This window comes from Caballeronia sp. LZ062 (assembly GCF_031450785.1).
Lineage (GTDB): Bacteria > Pseudomonadota > Gammaproteobacteria > Burkholderiales > Burkholderiaceae > Caballeronia.
Window position 1 is genome coordinate 466,594 of sequence record NZ_JARTWB010000002.1, and the last position, 14,044, is coordinate 480,637.

Sequence of the window (14,044 nt, forward strand, 5' to 3'; positions counted from 1 at the left end):
ATCAGGCTTCCGCGCTGCGGCCCTTCAGGGCGAACATGCCCTGCGGACGCTTCTGGATGAACAACACGATCAGCACGAGTACCGCGATCTTCGCGAGCACCGCGCCCCAGAACGGCTCGATGGCCTTGTTGACGAGGCCCAGCCCGAACCCGCCGATCACGGTGCCCGCGAGCTGGCCGACACCGCCGAGCACCACGGCCATGAACGAATCGATGATGTAGCTTTGACCGAGGTCCGGTCCGACATTGCCGATCTGCGAGAGCGCGCATCCGCCGAGCCCTGCAATGCCCGCGCCGAACGCGAAGGCATAGGAATCGACGCGTGCGGTCTTCACGCCGACACACGCGGCCATGCGGCGGTTCTGTGTGACGGCGCGCACGAAGAGGCCCAAGCGCGTACGCGTGAGCACGGCCCATGCGATCAGCACGACCGCGAGCGAAAACGCGAGTATGGTCAACCGGTTATACGGCAGGATGAGGTTTTGCATCACCGCGACGCCACCGCTCATCCACGAAGGGTTCGTGACCTGCACGTTCTGCGCGCCGAAGATCGTGCGCGTCGCTTGAATGAGGATCAGGCTGATGCCGAACGTCGTCAGCAGCGTTTCGAGCGGACGTCCATACAGATGCTTCAGCACGAGCCTTTCCAGCACGATGCCGACGAGCGCCGCGGCAATGAACGACGCGGGCACCGCGAAGAGCGGATACCAGTTGAAGGCCGCGGGCGCGTAATGCTGTACGAGGTTCTGCACGACGTAGGTCGCATATGCGCCGATCATCAGGAATTCGCCGTGCGCCATGTTGATGACGCCGATGAGGCCATACGTGATCGCGAGGCCGAGCGCCGCGAGCAACAGCACGCTGCCGAGCGAAAGCCCCGCGAAGATCGTGCCGAAGATCTCGCTGCGACGCTGGATCGAATCGAGTGCGTAGATGCCTTCCTGCGCCGCGTTACGCACGCGTTCATCGGGTTCGTTGAACGAGCCATCGGCTTTCTTCGCGACGATGGGGCGCAGCAGTTCATACATGTCGAGGTCGTGCCGCGCCGCGACGAGCTGCGCCGCTTCGAGGCGCTTGTTCACGTCGGGATCGTGCAGAGCGGTCATCGCCCAGAGCGTGTCGAGGCGCTTCTTCAACTCGGCGTCGGTCTCGGCGGCGCGGGCGCGGTCGATCATCGGCTTCATCGATGCGTCCGGGTTCTTCAGTAACGCGGCCACTGCTTCCCGACGCTTCGCCAGATCGGGCGATGCAAGCTGAAGGCCCGACAGCGCGCCCGCTACTTTCGTGCGCAATTGATTGTTGAGCGTGATGGCTTGCGCATCGGGTGCATCGGCGGTCTTGCCTGTGATCGGGTCCTTGTTGCCCTCGTCGGTCTGCACATAGACGTGGCCGTTATCGGTGGCGACGAGCGAGCCGTCCGCAAGCGCGTTGAGCACGGTGACAGAAGGCGCGTCCGCATTGGCAATCAGCTTGTCGATGGCGGCGGACTTGGCTTCGAAGTCGTCACCCGCGAGCGGTGCGAGGTCATCGGCGGTGAGCGCATGCGCTGTTAACGACGTGAGCGCGATGAAGAGCGCGAGCATCGCGCGAAAGAAGGGAAGCACAACGGAGCCGTTCATAAAGGCCTTTCTGGTGAGACTGGAACGGCCGCGCGCAACGTCGAGTCACGCGCGGCCTTGCTTCATGCCATCGATGCGTCAGGCGACGCGCACGCGCGAACGGCGCAGGAACGACGGAATCGACGTGACGATATCCGGCTTACCCTGATTACCCGCGATATACGGGCTCCACGGTTGCGCGCGGATCGCGGTCTTCGTCTTCCACACGACATTGAACTGACCGTCGCCGCGAATCTCGCCGATCATCACCGGCTTGTGCAGATGATGATTGCCATCCATCGTGAGCGTGAAGCCCGAAGGCGCGGCGAAGCTCTGGCCGATCATCGCGGTACGCACCTTGTCGACATCCGTGCTCTTCGCCTTCTCGACGGCCTGCTTCCACATGTGAATGCCGACGAAGGTCGCTTCCATCGGATCGTTCGTCACGCGCTTGTCGCCGCCCGGCAGGTTCTGCGTCTTCACCCATTCGGCGAACTGCGTCTCGAACTTCTTGTTGTTCGGGTTCTTGACCGACATGAAGTAGTTCCATGCCGCGAGATGGCCGACGAGCGGCTTCGTGTCGATGCCGCGCAACTCTTCTTCGCCGACAGAGAATGCGACCACGGGCACGTCCGTCGCTTTCAGGCCTTGATTGCCGAGTTCCTTGTAGAACGGAACGTTCGAATCCCCGTTGATCGTCGAAACGACCGTGGTCTTTCCGCCTTGCGAGAAGGTCTTGATGTTCGCGACGATGGTCTGATAGTCGCTATGTCCGAACGGTGTGTAGACCTCCTGAATATCTGCATCCTTGACTCCCTTCGAATGGAGGAAGGCGCGCAGGATCTTGTTCGTCGTGCGCGGGTACACGTAGTCGGTGCCGAGCAGGAAGAAGCGTTTCGCGCTGCCGCCTTCCGGTCCCATCAGATACTCGACAGCGGGAATGGCCTGCTGATTCGGCGCGGCACCGGTATAGAACACGTTGCGCGACATCTCTTCGCCTTCGTATTGCACGGGATAGAAGAGCAGGCCGTTGAGTTCCTCGAATACGGGCAGCACCGATTTGCGCGACACGGACGTCCAGCAGCCGAATACGCAGGCGACCTTGTCCTGCGTGAGCAGTTGACGCGCCTTCTCGGCGAAGAGCGGCCAGTTGGAAGCGGGATCGACGACGACGGCTTCGATCTGCCGGCCCATCACGCCGCCGTTCTTGTTGATATCGGCGATGGTCATGAGCGCGGTGTCCTTGAGCGATGTCTCGGAGATCGCCATGGTGCCGGAGAGCGAATGCAGCACGCCGACCTTGATCGGACCGCTATCGGCGGCTTGCGCTTTCGAGATGGGAAGCTGGCCCGCGAGGGCGAGCGCGCCCGACATGGAGCCGAGCTTCAGCAGACTGCGTCGTTTTATTGATGTGTTCCCCTTGCCGATATGTTTGTTTGCTCCGGTGTGGAGCAGAGATGAGGCGGGTCGTTTGGCGTGGTTGACGGCTGACCGGCGGGGAACGTTCTGCAAGGCCTATGCCAATGGGAGCTCTATCCAAGGCTGGCGGGGGTTTGCGGGATTTTTAGCCTGCTTTGGTCAGGCGAGGCGGGGCGCTGCGCGGATCGCGTTTGGTGCACGCGGGACGGGGCTTGCATTGTTACGGTGCGGGGGCGCGTTTTGTCGCGCGTGATGCTGAGAGAGGAGCGACTTTCCCGTGGCAGCAGGCGTCGCGTCGGTGCAGTGCATGCTGCCGCCCCGGCAACAAGTGGCGCAGGAGCCGACGCGAACCCACGTTCAGCGAAGAGGTACCCGACACATCCTTTCAAACACACCTTCCCCCATCCACCTCCAACGCCACCCCCGTAATGAACTCCGCCTCATCCGAAGCCAAATAAAGCGCTGCATTCGCAATATCCTGCGGCGTCGACAACCTCCCCAGCGGAATGGTCGCGAGAAACTTCTGGCGGTTCGCCGGCGTGTCCTCCATGCCCATGAATTCGGAGAGCAACCCCGTTTCGCCCATCACCGGATTGATGCAGTTCACGCGAATACGGTCCGGGCCCAATTCCACCGCCAGCGCCTTGCTCGCGACGATCACCGCCGCCTTGCTGCCGTTGTACCAGACGAGTCCGGGGCGCGGCCGCACGCCCGCCGTCGACGCGATATTGATGAACGCACCGCCGCCTTGCTCGCGAAAATACGGCACGAACTGCTCGACGCTCCAGTAGATGCTCTTCACGTTCACCGCGTACACGCGGTCGAATTCGGCCTCGGTGACATCCAGCACCGGCTTGTTACGGTGCGTCGTGCCCGCGTTGTTCACGACCACCTGCACGCTGCCGAAGTCCTGAATCGCGGCATCGAAGAGCGCCTGCCAGTCGTCGCGCTTCGTGACGTCGCCCGTGACGGCGATCGCGCGTCCATGCGTCGCCGATGACGACGACCCAAGCGCGATCTCGCTCGCCACGCGCTCGGCCGCCGGGCCGTTCAGATCGTTGACCACCACGTTCGCGCCTTCGCGCGCAAACGTCTTCGCAATGCCTTCGCCGAAACCCGAGCCCGCGCCCGTCACGATCACCGTTTTGCCTTGCAGTCGCATGTCGTCTCCCTTATCCGTGTTTGATGGCAATAGTCTTGAGCGTCGTGAAGCCGTACAGCGCCTCGAAGCCTTTCTCGCGTCCGTGTCCCGAATGCTTGACGCCGCCGAACGGCAGCTCGACACCGCCGCCCGCCCCATAGTTGTTGATGAACACTTGCCCCGAGCGCACGCGGCGCGCAAGCCGCATTTGCCTGGCGCCGTCGCGTGTCCAGATACCGGCGACGAGGCCGTAGTCCGTGCCGTTGGCGAGCCGGAGCGCGTCGGCTTCGTCGTCGAAGGGCATCGCGGCGAGCACCGGGCCGAACACTTCCTCGCGCGCCAGTCGATGCGTCGGCGGCACGTCGCGCAAGAGCGTCGGCGCCTGATAGAAGCCTGCTTCGGGCGCTTCGGCGACGACTTCGCCATGCGCGGCCATCGCGATGCCGTCGTGCTGCGCATCGGAGAGAAAGTCCCACACGCGCTGCTGCTGCTTCGCGCTGATGAGCGGGCCGCAGTCGAGATCGAGCTTGCTCGGGCCGACCTTCAGCGCCGCGAACGCCTTTGATAACCGGTCGATCAGCGGCTCGTAAGCCGCGCGTTCGATTAGCACGCGGCTGCCCGCCGAGCACGTCTGTCCCGCGTTCTGCACGATCGCCGCGACGAGCACGGGCAGGGCGGCGTCGAAATCGGCATCGGCGAACACGATCTGCGGTGACTTGCCGCCCAGTTCCAGCGTGACGGGCACATGATTGTCGGCGGCCATCTTGGTCACGGCCGCGCCGGTCGCAGGGGAACCCGTGAACGAGATATGGTCGATGCCCGGATGACGCGCGAGCGCCGCGCCCGCTTCATGGCCGTAGCCGGTGACGATGTTGAGCACGCCATCGGGCAGGCCCGCTTCGGCGGCGAGTTCGGCGACGCGCAACAGCGACAAACACGCGTCCTCGGCGGGCTTCACGACGCACGCGTTGCCCGTGGCCAGCGCCGCGCCGACGCTGCGTCCGAAAATCTGCAGCGGATAGTTCCACGGGACGATATGCCCGGTCACGCCGTGCGGCTCGCGAATCGTCAGCACGGTGAAGCCGGACTGATACGGCAGCGTCTCGCCGTGCAGTTTGTCGGCGGCGCCCGCGTAGAACTCGAAATAGCGCGCGATGCCGGTCGCGTCGGCGCGCGCCTGCTTGAGCGGCTTGCCGGTGTCGCGCGCTTCAATCTGCGCGATTTCCTCGTGGCACGCAGCGATCAGCATCGAGAGCCGCGCGAGAATGCGGCCGCGTTCGGCGGCGCTCGTCGCGCCCCAGACGCCGTCGTATGCGGCGCGCGCCGCGCTCACGGCGCGGTCGATGTCCGCGCTCGTGCCGCGCGCAAGCTCCGCGAACACTTGCCCGTCGGATGGATCGACCACCGGAATCGTCTCTCCGCCCGATGCGGCGATCCATCGGTTGCCGATGAAATGCTTCGCTTCCTCCATGCGCGTCTCCTTGTCGGTTCGTTCGCTCACTGTTGGTCGAATCGATGATCCAGCACCCGGGCCGCAGGGCGCCTTTGGCTATAATGCCTGAGTGTCTCACCTCGCAGCGCCCGCGTCCCATTCGTGACGCGTCCCAACGCGCCGCACGCAATTTCCCGGTTTCCGAACTCAACTTCTCAGAGAGTGCTCATGAGCTTCAACAACGTACCTCCCGGCCGTGATCTCCCGCAGGATTTCAACGTCATCATCGAAATTCCCGCGCAAAGCGATCCGGTCAAATACGAAGCGGACAAGGACATGGGCCTGCTCGTCGTCGATCGTTTCATCGGCACCGGCATGCGCTATCCGGCCAACTACGGCTTCATTCCGCAGACGCTGTCGGGCGACGGCGATCCGGTCGACGTGCTCGTCATCACGCCGTATCCGCTGCTCGCGGGTTCGGTGGTGCGCGCACGCGCGCTCGGCATGTTGCAGATGACGGACGAATCGGGCGTGGACGCGAAGCTCGTCGCCGTGCCGCACGACAAGGTCTGCCCGATGACGGCAAACCTCAAGTCCGTGGACGACGTGCCCGAATTCCTGAAGGATCAGATCAAGCACTTCTTCGAGCAATACAAGGCGCTCGAAAAGGGCAAGTGGGTGAAGGTGGAAGGCTGGGCGGGCATCGAAGCCGCGCACAAGGAAATCACCGAAGGCATCGCGAATTACAAGAAGTAAGCGCGCGTTTTTCCGCGTTGTGATCAGACGCCGCCGTCCGTTCGCCGGGCGCGCGGCGTTTTGTTTTGATGCGGCGCGAAGCGGATCAGCCGTTTTCCGCGCTCTCCGGTTCTGCGCGCGGCAGGACCGATTCCAACGTGCGCTCGCCCGCGACCAACGCGCGCTTCTGCTGCACCGGCAGGCGCTTGACCCAGTACTCGGCGCGCGACGCCTCCGATCTTCCCGCCACCTCGAACGATGCCACCACGCGCAGCGGCTTCTTCGCCCGCGTATAGCGGGCGCCCTTGCCGCTCGCGTGCGCGGTGAAGCGCGCTTCGACATCCGTCGCGATGCCGGTGTAGAGACTGCCGTCGTCGCATTCGATCAGATAGAGAAACCACGGCATCACGTGTTTTCATGGCTTGCAGACTGGATGCCGCGCATTATCGCCGATGCAGCCGCGCGAGCGCGCCGACGCCTTCGCGCGACTTGCGCGAGAATAGCCGCTTTCGGGCGCGCGAGCGCCCATCGGTCCATTCTGCGAGGGTGCCTGTTTGAATCGCGAGATCGAAATTCATGTCGTCGATACGCTCGACGACATTCCGGCCGACGACTGGAACCGGCTCGCCGGCGACAATCCGTTCGTGCGGCACGGCTTTTTGTCCGCGTTGCAAGAGACGCAATGCGCGGCGAAGCGCACCGGCTGGCGCGCGCATCATCTGATTCTGGAGCGCGGCGGGCAGTTCGCGGGCGCGATGCCGCTTTATCTCAAGTCGCATTCGCGCGGCGAATACGTGTTCGATCACGCCTGGGCCGACGCCTTCGAGCGTCACGGCCTGCGCTATTACCCGAAGGCGCTTTCAGCAGTGCCGTTCTCGCCTGTGACGGGGCCGCGGCTCATTGCCGCCGAGCACGAGGACCGCGTGTTGCTGGCGCGCGGCGCAATCGAGTTGACGCGGCGGCTCGACATCTCGTCGCTGCACGTTTTGTTTCCGCACGCGCAGGACATCGAGGCGCTCACGGACGCTGGCTACATGCTGCGCGAGGGCGTGCAGTTCCACTGGGAGAACCTTCCCGGCGACGGTTATGCGGACTTCGACGCGTTCCTCGCGACGATGAGCCACGACAAGCGCAAGAAGGTCAAGCAGGATCGCCGCCGCGTGATGGAGGCGGGCGTCACCTACACGTGGCTGCGCGGCGAGCAAATCGACGCGCGCGCGCTCGACTTCTTCTACGACTGCTACGAAAACACGTACCGCGAGCACTGGAACGCGCCGTATCTGTCGCGCGATTTCTTCGGCCGCATTCATGCGAATGCGCCCGACAGCATGCTGCTCGTGATCGCCGAAGCGGACGGCCAGCGGCTCGCGTGCGCGCTCAACATGATCGGCGGCGACGTCATGTATGGCCGCTACTGGGGCACGCGCGAGTTCGTTTCAGGGCTGCACTTCGAGACGTGCTACATGCAGGGCATCGCGTATTGCGTCGAGCACCGGCTCGCGCGCTTCGAAGGCGGCGCGCAGGGCGTGCACAAGATGTCGCGCGGGCTGTTGCCGACGCCGACGTGGTCCGCGCACTGGATCGCGGACGAGCGGTTCCGGGAAGCCATCGCCGAGTTCCTCGACGCCGAAACCGAAGCGATGGATCAGCATATCGAAGAACTGGAAGCGCATACGCCGTTCCGGAAAAAGGGTTAGAACTGCGATAATCGTCGCGGCTCTTTTCATGTCAAAAACAACGCTCCCACGCGCCGAAGGCAACGACGACCATGAGCACGAACTTCTTCAATCTATACAGTCACGACTTTGCGCGCGTCGCGGTCGCGATTCCCAACTGCAAGGTCGCCGATCCCGCCTTCAACGCGGCGGGGACCATCGAACTCGCGAAGCAGGCGGCGGCGCGCGGCGCGGTGCTCGTCGCGTTTCCGGAACTGGGGTTGTCCGCGTATAGCTGCGACGATCTCTTTCATCAGCGCGCCTTGCTCGACGCCTGCAAAGACGCGCTGCAAAGCATCGTCGATGCATCGAAGTCGCTCAAGATCGCGCTGATCGTCGGCATGCCGCTGCACATCGAGCACAAGCTCTTCAATTGCGCGGTCGTGATCGCGGACGGCGTCATTCGCGGCGTCGTGCCGAAAAGCTATCTGCCGAACTACGGCGAGTTCTACGAAGCGCGGCAGTTCAGTCCAGCCGATGCCGCGACCACGCATACCGTCACGCTCTGCGGACAGGAAGCGCCGTTCGGCGCGTCGCTGCTGTTTCAGATCAGGAATCTGCCGCTTTTCCGCTTCCACGTCGAAATCTGCGAGGACGTGTGGGTGCCCATTCCGCCGTCGTCGTTCGCGGCGCTCGCGGGGGCAACGGTGCTCGTCAATCTCTCGGCGTCAAATATCGTCGTGGGCAAGTCGGCGTATCGGCATCAGCTTGTCGGGCAGCAGTCGGCGCGGTGTATCGCCGCCTATCTGTACACATCGGCGGGCGAGGGCGAATCGACCACGGATCTCGCGTGGGACGGTCAGGGCCTCATCTACGAAAACGGTGAGATGCTCGCGGAATCCGAGCGGTTCTCGGGCGAGTCGCACATTATCTTCGCCGACGTCGATCTCGAGCGGCTGTCGCGCGAGCGCATGCGGCAAACCACGTTCGGGCGATCGACGCAGCGGCATGCCGACGAAGTCGCGCAGTTCCGCGTCGTCGAATTCGATTTGCCCGCGCCCGTTGACGACACCTTGCCGCTTGAACGGCGCGTGCAGCGTTTCCCCTATGTGCCGGCGGATGCCGCCCGCCGCGACGCGCGATGCAACGAGGTCTACAACATCCAGGTGCAGGCGCTGCTGCAACGGCTGCGCTCGTCGGGCATCTCGAAGGTCGTTATCGGCGTATCCGGCGGGCTCGACTCGACGCATGCACTGCTCGTGTGCGCGAAAGCAATGGACCGCCTCGGCTTGCCGCGCTCTAACATCCTCGCCTACACGATGCCCGGCTTCGCGACGAGCGAGCGCACGCTCAGGCAAGCGCGCGAGTTGATGGACGTGATCGGCTGCACGGCGGAAGAAATCGACATTCGTCCGAGCTGCACGCAGATGCTCGCCGATATCGGCCATCCGCACAGCGAGGACAACCAGCAGTACGACATCACCTACGAGAACGTGCAGGCCGGGGAACGCACGAGCCATCTCTTCAGGCTCGCGAATTTTCATAACGCGATCGTCGTCGGAACGGGCGATCTCAGCGAACTTGCGCTCGGATGGTGCACCTACGGCGTCGGCGATCACATGTCGCACTACAACGTGAACGCGAGCGTGCCGAAGACGCTCATCACGCATCTGGTGCGGTGGGTCGCGGAGTCGGGACAGATCGGCGATGCGGGCAGCGACGTGCTCGAAAACGTCCTCGCTACCGATATCAGCCCCGAGCTGATTCCCGGCAAGGCGAGCGGCGCGCTCGAACAGAAGACGGAGAGCGTGATCGGCCCGTACGAGTTGCAGGACTTCAATTTGTACTACACGGTTCGCTTCGGTTTCGCGCCGTCGAAGGTCGCGTTTCTCGCGTTCACGGCTTGGCGCGACCGCGAGGCGGGCGCGTGGCCGGAAGGTCCGAACGTCGCGCGCAATCAGTACGGCCTCGCGGACATCCGCAAGAATCTGCGCATCTTCCTCGACCGGTTTTTCCGCACGAGCCAGTTCAAGCGTTCGTGCATACCGAATGCACCGAAGGTGGGCTCGGGCGGCTCGCTTTCACCGCGCGGCGACTGGCGCGCGCCGAGCGATTCGCAGGCGACGGTGTGGCTCAACGATCTCGAACGCGTTCCGGAGAGCGAGTGATCGCAATTCGCATTCAACCCGGCCCGATGACTCGATGAAAGGCAGCTAGAATCGAAGTCATCGGTCGCGCGAGCGACGACACTTTCCCTGAACCGTCTGTTTTTCCGAAGCGAGGTCCGCCATGAAACGCATCACCGCCATCATCAAACCGTTCAAGCTCGACGAAGTTCGCGAGGCGCTCGCCGAAGTCGGTCTGACGGGCTTGACGGTCACGGAAGTCAAGGGCTTCGGACGCCAGAAAGGGCACACCGAGCTCTATCGTGGTGCAGAGTACGTGGTCGATTTCCTGCCGAAGGTGAAGATCGAGGTCGTCGTCGCCAACGATCAGACCGATCAAGTCATCGACGCGATCATCGGCGCGGCGCGTACCGGCAAAATCGGCGACGGCAAGATCTTCGTGGCCGACGTCGAGCGCGTAATCCGCATCCGCACCGGCGAGGAGAACGAAGCGGCGGTCTGATCGTCCGGCACTTCTCGCATCCCACGCCCGCTCACCGTAGCGGGCGTTTCTTTTCGGCTTCCGCGCATCTCCTGCTAACATCGACTGCCTATAATATTTCTGTAAGGATCTGTCGATGCACCACGCGATCGGCTTCATTCAGGATCTCGCCGTCATCATGGCGATCGCGGGCGTCGTGACGGTGCTGTTTCATCGCATGCGGCAGCCGGTCGTGCTGGGCTATATCGTGGCGGGCGTCATCATCGGGCCGTACACACCGCCGTTTCAACTCATCAACGACGAAGCCACTATTCAGACGCTCGGCGAACTGGGCGTCGTGTTCCTGATGTTTTCGCTCGGGCTCGAATTCAGCCTGCGCAAGCTCTTTCGCGTCGGCGCAACGGCGTTCGTCGCGGCGCTGTCCGAGATCGTGCTGATGATGTGGATCGGCTACGAAATCGGCCGGTGGTTCGGCTGGAGCGCGATGGACTCGCTCTTTCTCGGCGCGATGCTCGCGATCTCGTCGACCACGATCATCGTGAAGGCGCTCTCGGAACTCGGGCTGAAAGGCGAGGGCTTCGCGCAGCTCGTGTTCGGCATTCTGATCGTCGAGGATATTCTCGCCATCGCGATGCTCGTGCTGCTGTCCGGCATCGCACAGACGGGCGCGGTGAGCGCGGGCATGGCGGCCGTCACGCTCGGCAAGCTGCTGCTCTTCATGACGGTATCGCTCGTGGTCGGCATCGTGATCGTGCCGCGCGCGCTCGATTACGTGGCGCGTTCGAAAAGCGACGAGATGCTGCTCGTCACCGTGCTGGGCTTCTGCTTCGGCTTCTGTCTGCTGGTCGTCAAACTCGATTATTCGATCGCGCTCGGCGCGTTTCTGATCGGCGCGATCATGGCCGAATCGAAGCATCTCGCGCGCATCGAGCATCTGATCGCGCCAGTGCGCGACATGTTCTCCGCGATCTTTTTCGTGACCATCGGGCTCTTGCTCAATCCGTCGGTGCTGGTCGATTACGCATGGCCGATCGCCGTCATCACCGTGGCGGTCGTGCTCGGCAAGATCGTGTCTTGCGGGCTCGGCAGCTTTCTCGCGGGCAAGGACGGACGCACGGCGATGCGCGTCGGCATGAGCGTCGCGCAGATCGGCGAGTTCTCGTTCATCATCGCGTCGCTCGGGTTGTCGCTGAAGGTGACGAGCGGCTTTCTCTATCCGATCGCGGTGGCCGTTTCCGCGCTCACGACGCTCTTCACGCCGTATCTGATGCGCGCCGCCGATCCGCTCACGCTGCGCCTCGCCCGCGCAATGCCCGCGCCGCTCGCGCACACGTTCGGCGCCTATTCACAATGGCTCGCGAGCCTCGCGCCCGCGTCCGAAGGCGCGACGCTCTTCGCGATGACAAGGCGCATCGTGCTTCAGATCGCCGTGAATCTCGCGCTCGTCGCCGCGATCTTTCTTGGTGCATCGTATGCGGCGCCGTTCGTGTCGAGCCATCTCGCGCGCTGGCTCGACACGGACAATGCGCAACGCGTCGTGCTGTGGAGCGCGGCGCTCGTCATCGCGTTGCCGTTTCTGGTCGCGGTGTATCGCAAGCTGGAATCGCTCGCGCTGCTGCTCGCGGAAGTGAGCGTGCAGCCGGCGAAGGCCGGGCGCTTCACGCACGCCATCCGCTCGGCCGTCTCGGGTCTGATTCCGATCGTCGCGATGTTCGGCGTCTTTCTGCTCGTCGCTGCGCTGTCGGGCGGCATTCTCCCGCCATTCGGCTTGATGCTCGGCGTGCTGCTGTGTGTGGCGCTCCTCTTGACCGTGTTGTGGCGCTGGTGCGTGAAGATTCACGCGACTCTGCAGATCGCGCTGCGCGAGACGCTGCAGGAGCCGCGCGATCACTGAGCACGATCACTGAGCGCGTGACATCGCTCGCGATAATGTGAGCAAATGTGTGCTGGTTTGCTTCGCCCCGTTCGATGGGCGGATAATCGAAGCCTCTCCATTTGCTAGTGGCGCTGCGCGCCTGAAATCGGGATGAGCGAAAACAACACGTCCAACGACTCGGGCATCACCGGAAACAACGAAACGCCCGGCACGACGGCGGGGTCGCGAGGCGCGGACGCATCCGCCGCCGCGAAGGCGAGCGAGCGCGCGTCGACGGATGCGCCCTCGAGCGCGTCCACCGTCGAACCCGTGGACCGCAACGCGGCGCGGCGGGAAGAAGCGCGCCAGACGGCCCGCGATGCGCGTGCGCACATCGCGAGCGCAACCGCCGCGCAAGAAGCCGCGGCGCGCGCGGGAAGTCCGGCGAGTGCGGCACGCGTCGAACGTGTCGATGCCAAGACGAGCCTCGCGCAGAATCTCGAAGCCGCGACCGAAGCGGAAGCGCAAAGCACGCAGGCCGAAGCCGCGCTGGAAGCCGAAGCGGCATTAGAGGCCGAGGCGGAAGTCCAGGCGGAAGCCGCGCTTTCGCGGCCTGCCGCCGGTCTGCCGCCCGAGTTCACTGCCGCGCCCGATTTCGGCAAGTTCAATCCGCCGCCCATTCCGCCGCAATCCGCCGCTGAGACCACCGCTGCGCAGCCCGCCTATCTGAAACAGTCCGATTCGGCGTGGTCGGTGTTCGGCCGTATCGTCGCGGCGCGGGCGCGGCAAATCTTCGACCGGGCCGGGCAGCGCATCACACAACGCACGCTGCGCATCGGCGTCTCGGCGCGCATCTTCCATCCGGAACCGGGCGCGAAGGGTCTGCGCGGCAAGACGCTGCAGTATCTGGAGGAATCCATCGCGCACTGGGTCATGTCCCGCGACGTGCTCGTGTTCATGATCCCGACCGTCGGCCATCAAGGGATGCTGCATCCGAGCAATATCCGTCTGCGCGACTACGCGAAGCATCTCGACGGCCTCTTGCTGCAAGGCGGCGCGGACGTCTCGCCGCAGTCGTACGAAGAAGTGACGACGCGCCCCGAATGGCCCGGCGACCGGGTGCGGGACATGTACGAGCTCGAACTGCTGCACGAGTTTGTCGAATCGGGCAAGCCGGTGCTCGGCGTCTGCCGCGGCTGTCAGCTGATCAACGTCGCGTTCGGCGGCACGCTCTATGGCGATATCGCCACCGATGTGCCGACCGCGGGCGTTCACGTCAACGAGCATTACGACCAGCATCGCCACTCGATCCGCTTTCCGGACGGCTCGTCGCTCGTCAACATGTTCCCGAATCAGCGCGAAGCAATCGTGAATTCGATCCACCATCAGGCGGTGAGGACGCTCGGCCGCGATCTGAACATCGAAGCGGTGTCGTCGTCGGACGGCATCATCGAGGCGGTGCGGTATCGCAAGGCGCCGTTCGTGGTCGGCGTTCAGTGGCACCCGGAGTTTCATCGCGCGGGCGGCGACGAACTGCTCGATTGCACGCCGCTTCTGGATACGTTCTTGCGCGTGGCGCGCGAAACCCGCTTCTAAAGGCGCA

General features: G+C 63.8%; 11 protein-coding genes. 6 read left to right on the forward strand and 5 right to left on the reverse strand.

Features of this window, described 5'->3' with window-relative positions; translation table 11 throughout:
- Window position 1: 1 nt before the first annotated feature.
- The 4 genes from urtB to P9239_RS08215 form a co-directional block, all read right to left on the reverse strand.
- Window positions 2-1,618 carry an urea ABC transporter permease subunit UrtB gene (urtB, locus tag P9239_RS08200; protein WP_309750001.1) on the reverse strand — a complete coding sequence of 539 codons (1,617 nt, stop codon included), beginning with the start codon at window positions 1,616-1,618 and terminating at the stop codon, window positions 2-4.
- 78 nt (window positions 1,619-1,696) lie between these two features.
- The gene (urtA, locus tag P9239_RS08205; protein WP_309753941.1) at window positions 1,697-3,004 is read right to left on the reverse strand and encodes an urea ABC transporter substrate-binding protein; all 1,308 of its coding nucleotides are present in this window, start codon (window positions 3,002-3,004) and stop codon (window positions 1,697-1,699) included.
- A gap of 397 nt (window positions 3,005-3,401) precedes the next feature.
- Entirely contained in the window at window positions 3,402-4,178 is a 777-nt protein-coding gene (locus P9239_RS08210) for an SDR family oxidoreductase (RefSeq protein WP_309750002.1), read from the reverse strand.
- A 10-nt stretch (window positions 4,179-4,188) separates the two neighbouring features.
- A complete protein-coding gene (locus P9239_RS08215; protein ID WP_309753942.1) occupies window positions 4,189-5,628 on the reverse strand; it encodes an aldehyde dehydrogenase family protein in 1,440 nt (479 codons plus the stop codon).
- A gap of 189 nt (window positions 5,629-5,817) precedes the next feature.
- Here P9239_RS08215 and ppa point away from each other — a divergent pair, with 189 nt between their 5' ends.
- The gene (gene ppa / locus P9239_RS08220) at window positions 5,818-6,345 is read left to right on the forward strand and encodes an inorganic diphosphatase (RefSeq protein ID WP_250472821.1); all 528 of its coding nucleotides are present in this window, start codon (window positions 5,818-5,820) and stop codon (window positions 6,343-6,345) included.
- An 85-nt stretch (window positions 6,346-6,430) separates the two neighbouring features.
- Here the strand turns inward: ppa and P9239_RS08225 are convergent, their stop codons facing one another.
- Window positions 6,431-6,730 carry a GIY-YIG nuclease family protein gene (locus P9239_RS08225; protein WP_309750003.1) on the reverse strand — a complete coding sequence of 100 codons (300 nt, stop codon included), beginning with the start codon at window positions 6,728-6,730 and terminating at the stop codon, window positions 6,431-6,433.
- Between the two features lie 148 nt (window positions 6,731-6,878).
- Here P9239_RS08225 and P9239_RS08230 point away from each other — a divergent pair, with 148 nt between their 5' ends.
- From P9239_RS08230 to P9239_RS08250, 5 genes are all read left to right on the forward strand, one after another.
- On the forward strand, window positions 6,879-8,021 hold the full coding sequence (locus tag P9239_RS08230; protein WP_309750004.1) for a GNAT family N-acetyltransferase: 1,143 nt from the start codon (window positions 6,879-6,881) through the stop codon (window positions 8,019-8,021).
- Window positions 8,022-8,092: 71 nt separating this feature from the next.
- Window positions 8,093-10,147 (forward strand): NAD(+) synthase, encoded by a 2,055-nt coding sequence (locus tag P9239_RS08235; RefSeq protein WP_309750005.1) that lies wholly within the window; start codon window positions 8,093-8,095, stop codon window positions 10,145-10,147.
- A gap of 121 nt (window positions 10,148-10,268) precedes the next feature.
- The gene (gene glnK, locus P9239_RS08240) at window positions 10,269-10,607 is read left to right on the forward strand and encodes a P-II family nitrogen regulator (protein WP_008342452.1); all 339 of its coding nucleotides are present in this window, start codon (window positions 10,269-10,271) and stop codon (window positions 10,605-10,607) included.
- Window positions 10,608-10,722: 115 nt separating this feature from the next.
- Entirely contained in the window at window positions 10,723-12,480 is a 1,758-nt protein-coding gene (locus tag P9239_RS08245; RefSeq protein ID WP_309750006.1) for a cation:proton antiporter, read from the forward strand.
- 132 nt (window positions 12,481-12,612) lie between these two features.
- A complete protein-coding gene (locus P9239_RS08250; RefSeq protein ID WP_309750007.1) occupies window positions 12,613-14,037 on the forward strand; it encodes a type 1 glutamine amidotransferase in 1,425 nt (474 codons plus the stop codon).
- The last annotated feature ends 7 nt before the right edge of the window (window positions 14,038-14,044 follow it).

Coding starts and splice junctions, on each gene's coding strand:
- P9239_RS08235 (WP_309750005.1), top strand. CDS start 8,093: ATGAGCACGAACTTCTTCAATCTATACAGTCACGACTTTGCGCGCGTC.
- P9239_RS08215 (WP_309753942.1), bottom strand. CDS start 5,628: ATGGAGGAAGCGAAGCATTTCATCGGCAACCGATGGATCGCCGCATCG.
- urtB (WP_309750001.1), bottom strand. CDS start 1,618: ATGAACGGCTCCGTTGTGCTTCCCTTCTTTCGCGCGATGCTCGCGCTC.
- glnK (WP_008342452.1), top strand. CDS start 10,269: ATGAAACGCATCACCGCCATCATCAAACCGTTCAAGCTCGACGAAGTT.
- P9239_RS08245 (WP_309750006.1), top strand. CDS start 10,723: ATGCACCACGCGATCGGCTTCATTCAGGATCTCGCCGTCATCATGGCG.
- P9239_RS08210 (WP_309750002.1), bottom strand. CDS start 4,178: ATGCGACTGCAAGGCAAAACGGTGATCGTGACGGGCGCGGGCTCGGGT.
- P9239_RS08250 (WP_309750007.1), top strand. CDS start 12,613: ATGAGCGAAAACAACACGTCCAACGACTCGGGCATCACCGGAAACAAC.
- ppa (WP_250472821.1), top strand. CDS start 5,818: ATGAGCTTCAACAACGTACCTCCCGGCCGTGATCTCCCGCAGGATTTC.
- P9239_RS08225 (WP_309750003.1), bottom strand. CDS start 6,730: ATGCCGTGGTTTCTCTATCTGATCGAATGCGACGACGGCAGTCTCTAC.